The sequence below is a fragment of the Anaerolineae bacterium genome (genome assembly GCA_014360855.1).
In the GTDB taxonomy this organism is placed as follows: domain Bacteria; phylum Chloroflexota; class Anaerolineae; order JACIWP01; family JACIWP01; genus JACIWP01.
The window spans coordinates 1-7,344 of the sequence record JACIWP010000164.1; the positions used below are offsets into that span (position 1 = coordinate 1).

General features: G+C 67.6%; 8 protein-coding genes. 3 read left to right on the forward strand and 5 right to left on the reverse strand.

Features of this window, described 5'->3' with window-relative positions; all coding sequences use genetic code 11:
• The 3 genes from H5T60_09635 to H5T60_09645 form a co-directional block, all read left to right on the forward strand.
• Nucleotides 1-158: fructose-bisphosphate aldolase (locus tag H5T60_09635; GenBank protein ID MBC7242692.1), on the forward strand; the 158-nt coding region annotated here is incomplete at its 5' end.
• Nucleotides 159-246: 88 nt separating this feature from the next.
• Nucleotides 247-1,026 carry an SDR family oxidoreductase gene (locus tag H5T60_09640; protein ID MBC7242693.1) on the forward strand — a complete coding sequence of 260 codons (780 nt, stop codon included), beginning with the start codon at nt 247-249 and terminating at the stop codon, nt 1,024-1,026.
• A gap of 34 nt (nt 1,027-1,060) precedes the next feature.
• Nucleotides 1,061-2,560: a sugar kinase gene (locus tag H5T60_09645; GenBank protein ID MBC7242694.1), complete on the forward strand. Its 1,500-nt coding sequence runs from the start codon at nt 1,061-1,063 to the stop codon at nt 2,558-2,560.
• 13 nt (nt 2,561-2,573) lie between these two features.
• Here H5T60_09645 and H5T60_09650 read toward each other — a convergent pair whose 3' ends face one another.
• From H5T60_09650 to mvk, 5 genes are read right to left on the reverse strand one after another with little or no spacing between them, the layout of a single operon-like run.
• Entirely contained in the window at nt 2,574-3,386 is an 813-nt protein-coding gene (locus tag H5T60_09650; protein ID MBC7242695.1) for an isopentenyl phosphate kinase family protein, read from the reverse strand.
• Nucleotides 3,383-3,802 carry a DUF126 domain-containing protein gene (locus H5T60_09655; protein MBC7242696.1) on the reverse strand — a complete coding sequence of 140 codons (420 nt, stop codon included), beginning with the start codon at nt 3,800-3,802 and terminating at the stop codon, nt 3,383-3,385. Before H5T60_09655 ends, H5T60_09650 begins: the two co-directional genes overlap by 4 nt.
• Nucleotides 3,802-5,040 (reverse strand): aconitase X catalytic domain-containing protein, encoded by a 1,239-nt coding sequence (locus H5T60_09660; protein ID MBC7242697.1) that lies wholly within the window; start codon nt 5,038-5,040, stop codon nt 3,802-3,804. Before H5T60_09660 ends, H5T60_09655 begins: the two co-directional genes overlap by 1 nt.
• Before the next feature lie 7 nt (nt 5,041-5,047).
• A complete protein-coding gene (locus H5T60_09665) occupies nt 5,048-6,346 on the reverse strand; it encodes a UbiD family decarboxylase (GenBank protein MBC7242698.1) in 1,299 nt (432 codons plus the stop codon).
• 5 nt (nt 6,347-6,351) lie between these two features.
• On the reverse strand, nt 6,352-7,296 hold the full coding sequence (gene mvk, locus H5T60_09670; protein ID MBC7242699.1) for a mevalonate kinase: 945 nt from the start codon (nt 7,294-7,296) through the stop codon (nt 6,352-6,354).
• Nucleotides 7,297-7,344: the final 48 nt, after the last annotated feature.

Genomic DNA, 7,344 nt, shown 5'->3' on the forward strand with positions numbered 1-7,344 from the left:
AAGCGGCGGTGGCCGCCGGCGCGGCCGGTGTCGCCATCGGCCGCAACATCTTTGCCGCCGATGATCCCGCCGCCATGACCGCGGCGGTGGCGGCTATCCTGCATGAGGATGCGACGGTGGAAGAGGCGATGAAGCTGTTAGGAGAGAAGCTGGCGTAACGATGCTTGGGCCGGCGGCTTCCGGCCAGCCGTTTAAACGAGAAGGCAAATAAACGCATCCAGCAAAATTATGGAAAAGGAGAAACACATGAAGCGCTTCGTGGGGCAGGTGGCAATGATCACTGGTGCCGGTAGCGGCATCGGCAAAGCGTGCGCACTGCGGTTCGCCCAGGAGGGCGCCAACGTCCTGTGTCTGGATGTCAATGATCCCGCTAGTGAGGCGGCGGCCCAGGAATGCCGGCAGCACGGCGTGGAAGCCCTGGCCATGCACTGCGATGTGACGCACGAGGAAGACATCGAGCGCGCGGTGCAGGCGGCCATGGAACGCTGGGGGCGCATTGATGTCCTGGTGGCGGCCGCCGGCGTCTATCGCGGCGCGCCCCTGCCGGAGGTATCCCTGAAGCAGTGGCAGTTGGTGATTGATGTCAACCTGACGGGCGTATTCCTCAGCAATCGGGCGGTCGCGCCCATCATGATGAAACAGCGTTCCGGGAGCATCATCAACATTTCCTCCATGGCCGGCAAGACGAGCTGGCCGGCGAGCGCCGAGTATTCCGCCTCCAAAAGCGGCGTGATCGGTCTGACCCGCTCCGTGGCCATGGAGCTGGCTCCTTACGGCGCCACTGCCAACGCCGTCTGCCCGGGCAATACCCGCACGGAGATGGTGGAGTACGTCGCCGCTACCATTGCCGCCCGGGAGGGCATTTCCCCGGAGGAATGGCTGCGCCAGCGCGCCAAGGACTGCCCGATGGGCAGGTTTGCCGAGCCGTGGGAGATCGCCGGCGTCGTCGCCTTCCTGGCCTCCGAGGACTCGCGCTATCTCACCGGCCAGGCCATCGAGGTGGACGGCGGCATGGTGATGAGCTGAACCGGGTTCAGAACGATCGGGTGAGGCAATGGCGATGCCGGCACTGCTGGTGGGAGTGGATATTGGGACCCAGGGGGTCAAGGGTGTGCTGGTGGATGCGCAGGGCACGGTGCTGGCTTCCGCCAGCCTGGCGCGCGGCCCTCGTCATCCCCGACCCGGCTGGGTCGAGATGGACGCCGAACAGGATTGGTGGGTGCCGGCGGCGGAGATCATGCGCCGGCTGACCGCTCAACTCCCTGATCGTGCAGGGAGCATCGCCGCGGTGGGGGTATGCGGGCTGGTGCCCTGCCTGTGTCCGATCGACGCGGATGGCCGGCCGCTCCGGCCGGCCATCTTGTATTCGGATAACCGCGCCCTGGAAGAGTTGGCCTGGGCCAACGCGCGCGCCGGCCTGTCGCTGACCGCCGAGGCCGTGGTGCCCAAACTGCTGTGGCTTCAGCGGCACGAACCGGAGGTCTTTGCCCGCACGGCGGCGGTCCTGTCAGCGCATAACTACGTGGTACTGCGCCTGACGGGCCGGCGCAGTATGGATTATGACACGGCCAGCATCATGGGCGGCATCTTCGACCCGCACGGCCGGCGCTGGGAGGCGCGGATCTGCCAGCAGTTGGGCATTCCAGTAGAGGCCTGGCCTCCACTGTATCCCGCCACCGTGGTGGTGGGCGAGGTAACCGCGGAAGCGGAGCGGCAGACTGGCCTGCCGGCCGGCGTGCCGGTCATCGCCGGCTCCGGGGACACCTTTCCCACGATTGTCGGCTGTGGGGCCATTGACCCAGGGGATGCCATGCTCTCCTTTGGCACCACCGGCTTGCTGACCATCACCCGCCGGCCGCTGGTGGAGTCCGCCGGCGGTCCCCATTTCTCCAGCGCGGACGGCACGGCGGCTGTGGATTGGGGCGCCAACATCCTCTCGGCCAGCCGGCTGATGGACTGGTTCCTGCGGGAGTTCGGCGGGGCCGAGCGCCTCGCGGCGGAGCGGTTGGGCGAAAGCCCGTTCGTCCTGCTGGAGCAAGAGGCCGCTCGCATTCCTGCCGGCTCGGAGGGGTTGATTGTCCTGCCGCACTGGTTGGGCCGGCGCACCCCGACGCCCGATGCCACTATCCGCGGTGCTGTGCTGGGGCTCACCCCATCGCATACGGCGGCGCATCTCTATCGCGCGCTGATGGAATCGTTCGCCTACAACGTGCGGCAGAGCCTGCCGGCGCACCGTCCGAACATCAAGCGCCTGGTGGCGACGGCCGGCGGGGCGCGCAGCCGGCTGTGGCGGCAGATCTGCGCCGATGTGCTGGATATACCGCTGGAGTATTTCCCACAGGCCAGCGGCGCGCTGGGCATCGCCTTCCTGGCCGGCTTTGCGGTGAGGCAGGTAAAGGATTTTTCCACCATCAAGCGCCAGTGGCTGAGGGAGCCGGAGATGGTTTTCCCGGATGCGGGTGCCCGGGCGGTGTACGACCGGCTGTTCCCCATTTACGAGGAGTTCGATGCGGCCGTGGCCGGCCCCTTCGCTCATCTGGCGGAAATACGCGATACGTGAAAGCCTCCTGAACTTACCAGCGCAGGCGCGTGCCGGCGCATTCCGCCGGCGACAGCAGACAGGCCCGTAATGCGCCGGGGTGCTCGCCGGAGAAAATATGCACCTCCAGGCCGGGATGCCGGCGCACCAGCTCCGCCATAATGCGCACCTTGCTCCACATGCCTCCGGTCACATCCACCCCATATGATGAACCTAACTCCGCTTCCAGGGCGTCCAGTTGTGAGGCGTGGATCTCCGCCAGCAGAGCGGCCTGCGGGTGTACAAGCGGGTCGGCAGTGAAGACGCCGTCCACTGTGCCGGCCAGCAGGATGCGCGTCGGCCGGAGGATGGGGGTCAGATAGGCGAACAGCTCCTCGGTGGAGACGATGGTACAGCCCCACTGGTCGTCGAAGGCTACATCGCCGTGAATCACGGGCAGGAGGCCGGCGTCCAGGGCGCGCGCCAGCGGCTCCCAGGCCAGTTCCTGTAGCTGGCCGGCGCGACAGCGGGCCGTTGCGGAGGGCGGGAAGCTGACTGCCGGCAGGCCGGCCTCCACCAGCGCATCAGTGACCAGCCGGTTCAGGCGGGCGGCGGCGGCGCCGGTGGCGGCGAAGCCGTACCAGCCGCGCGCTTCCTCGCCTGGGCGAATGCCGCGGCGGGTGCCGTACTCGCGGCCGGCGAAATGGCCGAAGGAGCCACTGCCGTGGCCGACCAGCAGGCGCAGGTCAGGGCGGGTTTGCCGGGCCGCGGCGATCTCCTGTGCCAGCCGGCGGATGACATCCATGCGCGGCGTTTCCCGCCGGCGTTTATCCGTGATGAGAGAGCCGCCCAGCTTGAGAAATATCATCTTCCAGGCCCCTCATTGGATTTGCGCACGTATACCGTGTCGCCCTCGATGCGCACCCAGTCGCCGGTCGCAATCTGCTCTATAGGAATGAGGTCCACCATGGGTATGCCGGCGATAATGGCGCCAACCGCCACGATGGTCTCGCTCTGGGCGCAGATGATGCCGGCCGGCGCCGTGCCGTTCTTCGCCATGCGGTAGATGGTATAGGAGCCGACGGTGCTCCCCTTGCCGGTGGGGAAGACGAGGATGCGGCCGGCGACGCGCATTCCCTCCAGCGGATGCCCTGGCTCGATGATGGTGCCGCTGTCCGGGTCCACGCCGCCCAGGAAGCTGATGGGGGCCGGCGAGACCAGCGCCGTGCCTTCGGCAGTGCCGGCTTTGATGACGCGGCCGTGCAGGACCAGTTCCGGGTTCATCATGGGCCTCTCCAGTGCCCGGTGAGGGCGGCTTCCAGGCACTGCTCGGTGGTGCCGAAGCGCGTTTCCAGGCCGGAATGACTGCGGGCATAGAGCGCGGCCTTGGCGGAGTTGGTGGCCAGGGAGCGCACGCCCAGCAGTTCCACCGGCGCGACGATGACGCAGGTATCGGCCACCACCTGCCCGCCGGCGGCCTCGATTTGCGCCACGATGCCGGCGCGCTCCGCCTGCTCCCGCACCTGGCGAGCAGTGGTGATCCATAGCCGCGTGCGGACATGCCTGCCGGCCAGGAAGCGCGCCATCTCGCCCAGCTCTTCCAACGAAGCGTGCGGACACCCCAGGCTGACCAGGTCAATCTCCTCCAGCGGGCCGTTCAGCTTCTGATAGCCGGCCGTGAGGTCGTGAATAACAAAGCGGGGGATGCCGGCCGGCAGGGTGTCGGGGAGGCCGGCCTCGGGAGTTACCCCTTCCACATGGTACAGGGCGACCGCGCCGCTGGCGGCCATGGCCGCGCCCAGGGCTTTGAGCGCCTCTTCCGGCCGGCGTGTCCAGCTCAGGTCCAGGCCGCGGAAGTAGGGGATGCCGTCGCGCACCAGCCCGCCGGCCAGGGCGCCCAGCGCTCCGACATCGGCGATGGAGCGCATTGGTGCCCGCACCTCGATCAGGCAGGTGGCGCGGCGGCTCTCGTCCAGATGCAGGCCGTAGGCGCCGGTGCGGCCGGCGATGGCCGCCGCCAGCGCGCTGGGACCGCCCTCGCGATTGGTGCGCGCGCCCAGGACGGAATTGGCGAAGCTGACCGCGGAGGACTCGCTCCAGGCCACGTGGGAGCCAAAGGCCGGCCGCAAGCCAATATAGTACGGCGTGCAGGTCAGCGAGGGAGCGATGCCCATGCGGGTATAGGCCTCGATGACCGCGGCCTGGGCGCGAGCGAAATCCTCGGGGATGCCCAGCTCCTTCCAGCGCTGGAGGTCCATGCCGGCGGGGTTGAGGAAGGCCGGCACGCGCGCCCGAGCGCCCTCATCGGCCCATTCGCGGAGGAACTGGAGGCCGGCGTCGCCCAGGTTTTTGTAGCTGACGCCGGCGACCTGCACACTCTCCACCGGCACCAGATGTCGTGCGCCGTAAATCCTGGCCAGCGCCACCACGATTTCCATGGCCTTGCGCACCGCCGACCCGGCCTCGCCGGCGAGCATAGCCCGTTCTTCTTCTGTCAGGCGAACATCCGACGCATAGGGCATAGGACCTTCACTCGTAGCGGAAGCGCTGAAACGCTTCGGGATGCTGCGGCCCCCTCTCATCGTCCCAGGGAATGGTGGCATCCACGGCCATCTTGGCCGTGCGGGCCTTCTGGCCCGGGATATGTTTCGCCGAGGGGTCCAGCGAGCTGGAGGGTTGGTCCTGCCAGATGATGATATCGCGATCGGCCTGCACGCGGGTGGCAATAGCCCATTCGACCTCCTGCATGTCAAAGGGGTTGATGTCCTCGTCCACCACGACAACATGTTTCAGGGAGCCGTGGCCGCGGAAGGCCGCTTCGCCGGCGCGCCGGCCGTCCTCAGGGCGGCGCTTGCGTATCTGTACCACCGCATGGAGCCAGGAGGCGCCGCCGGGGGTGATCCAGACGTTGAGGCACTCGCATACCCCATTGACGGCGGCAAATATCGTCGGCTCGCGCGGCATACCCATCAGCGTGCGGTGCTCCGGCCCGCCGGGAAGGAGCGCCTGGTAGATGGGATCGCGCCGGCGGGTGATGCGTTCAATCTCGATCACCGGCTGTTTGCGGACGATGTCGAAGGTGCCGGTCAGGTCAATGAACGGCCCTTCATCCACCAGCTCGTGGGTGATGCGCCCTTCCAGGATGATCTCCGATTCCGCCGGCACCAGCAGGTCCGAGCCCAGACAGCGCACCAACGGGGTGGGGGCCAGGGCATGGGCGATGTAGAACTCGGGGAGGCTTCCGGCGGGGGACATGGCGGCGGCCAACTGCACGCTTAAGGGCGCCCCGATGCAGATGGCGACGGGAACATCTTCCTGAGAGTTCGCCCATACGGAGTGGGTATGCCGGCCTTCCACCAGGCGGACAGCGAAGCGCCGGCGGTCCAGCCGCATCAGGCGGTGGAAGGCGGCGTTGAGGGCCCCGCGCGCCGGGTCATGGACCACGGCGATGCCGGCGGTGACATAGGGGCCGCCGTCATGCGGCGTGTGCCGCACGATGGGCAGAGCTTCCAGGTCCACCTCCTCTTCCACCACTTCCTGGCAGGGCGCGGAGGTGACGATGGGTGGGGCGGCCGGCGACTCCAGCGCCTTCACCAGGTACGCGCATAGCTCTCGCTCATCAATGCCGAAGGCCAGGGCGAAATAGCGCCGTGAGGCGCAGACGCCGGAGATGACCCGATAGCCGTTCCAGCGGGAGCGGAAGAAGAGGATTTTGTCGCCGGCGCGGTGCATCAGCCGGGCCATGCCCTCGTCCGGCGGCACTGGTGTGTCCACGTGTTCCACCCATTGGCGCTGTTCCGCGAGCGAGATGAAATCGCGCAGTTGCATATGGGTTACTCCCCTCTGGGGTGCGCAGATACAGTGGTGGAGATAATGGTTATGGCGCCGGCGGAGCGCAGTGCGCTTTCCACGCTGGCGGCGCGCTCGGGCGTGACCAGCGCGATGATGTTGCCGCCGCGGCCGGCGCCGCTCAGTTTGGCCCCCAAGGCGCCGGCATCCCGCGCGGCTTCCACCAACCTGTCCAAGGCCGGGCAGGAAACGCCCAGCTCCTGGAGCAGGCGATGGTTTTCGTCCATCAGCCGGCCAAGGGCAGGGAGATCCCCATTTTCAATGTGCCGGCGTGCGGTGTCCACCAGCTTCCCGATGGCGTCGAACAGCGCTTCGTAGCGCGCCGGCTCCCGGCCGCGCGCCTCCCGCACCGCTCCGACCACCTCTCGCGTGCTGCTGAAAATGCCCGTGTCCGCGATGATCAAAGGCAGGGGCGCGCCGATGGAGATGATTTGCGGGGGCTGTCCCCTCACGAAATAGACCGGCGCCTCATAGGCGATGACGGAGTTGTCAATCCCGCTGGGGGTGCCGTGGTACAGTTTCTCGGCCTCGAAGACCAGCGCGGAGACCCTTTCTGGCGGCCAGTGGACGCCGAAATGCCGGCACAGCGCTCGCACGATGGCGGTGGAGACCGCCGCGCCGCTCCCCATGCCCCGGCCGATGGGCAGTGCGGAGCGCACGGAGATGCGCAGGTCGCGCGCCGGCGCCCCGAGTTCCTTCAGCGCCAGGCGCACCAGGTGGGCAATACCGTCACTGCTGTCCGCCTCGGCAAGCCAATACCTGCGCCCTAGGTCGGGCGTTTCCAGCAGGATATCGCCGGCCTCCGGCAAAGGGTCCACCGCGGCCTCGACACGCACCTGGCTGACCGGTACGGCGATGGCCGGCCGGCCGTAGACCACCGCATGTTCCCCGAACAGGATCACCTTGCCGCAGGCGCTGGCGGTCGTCATCCGTCCGTTCCTTTTCTGAGATTCCGCAAGAGTATAGCACAGGGGGAT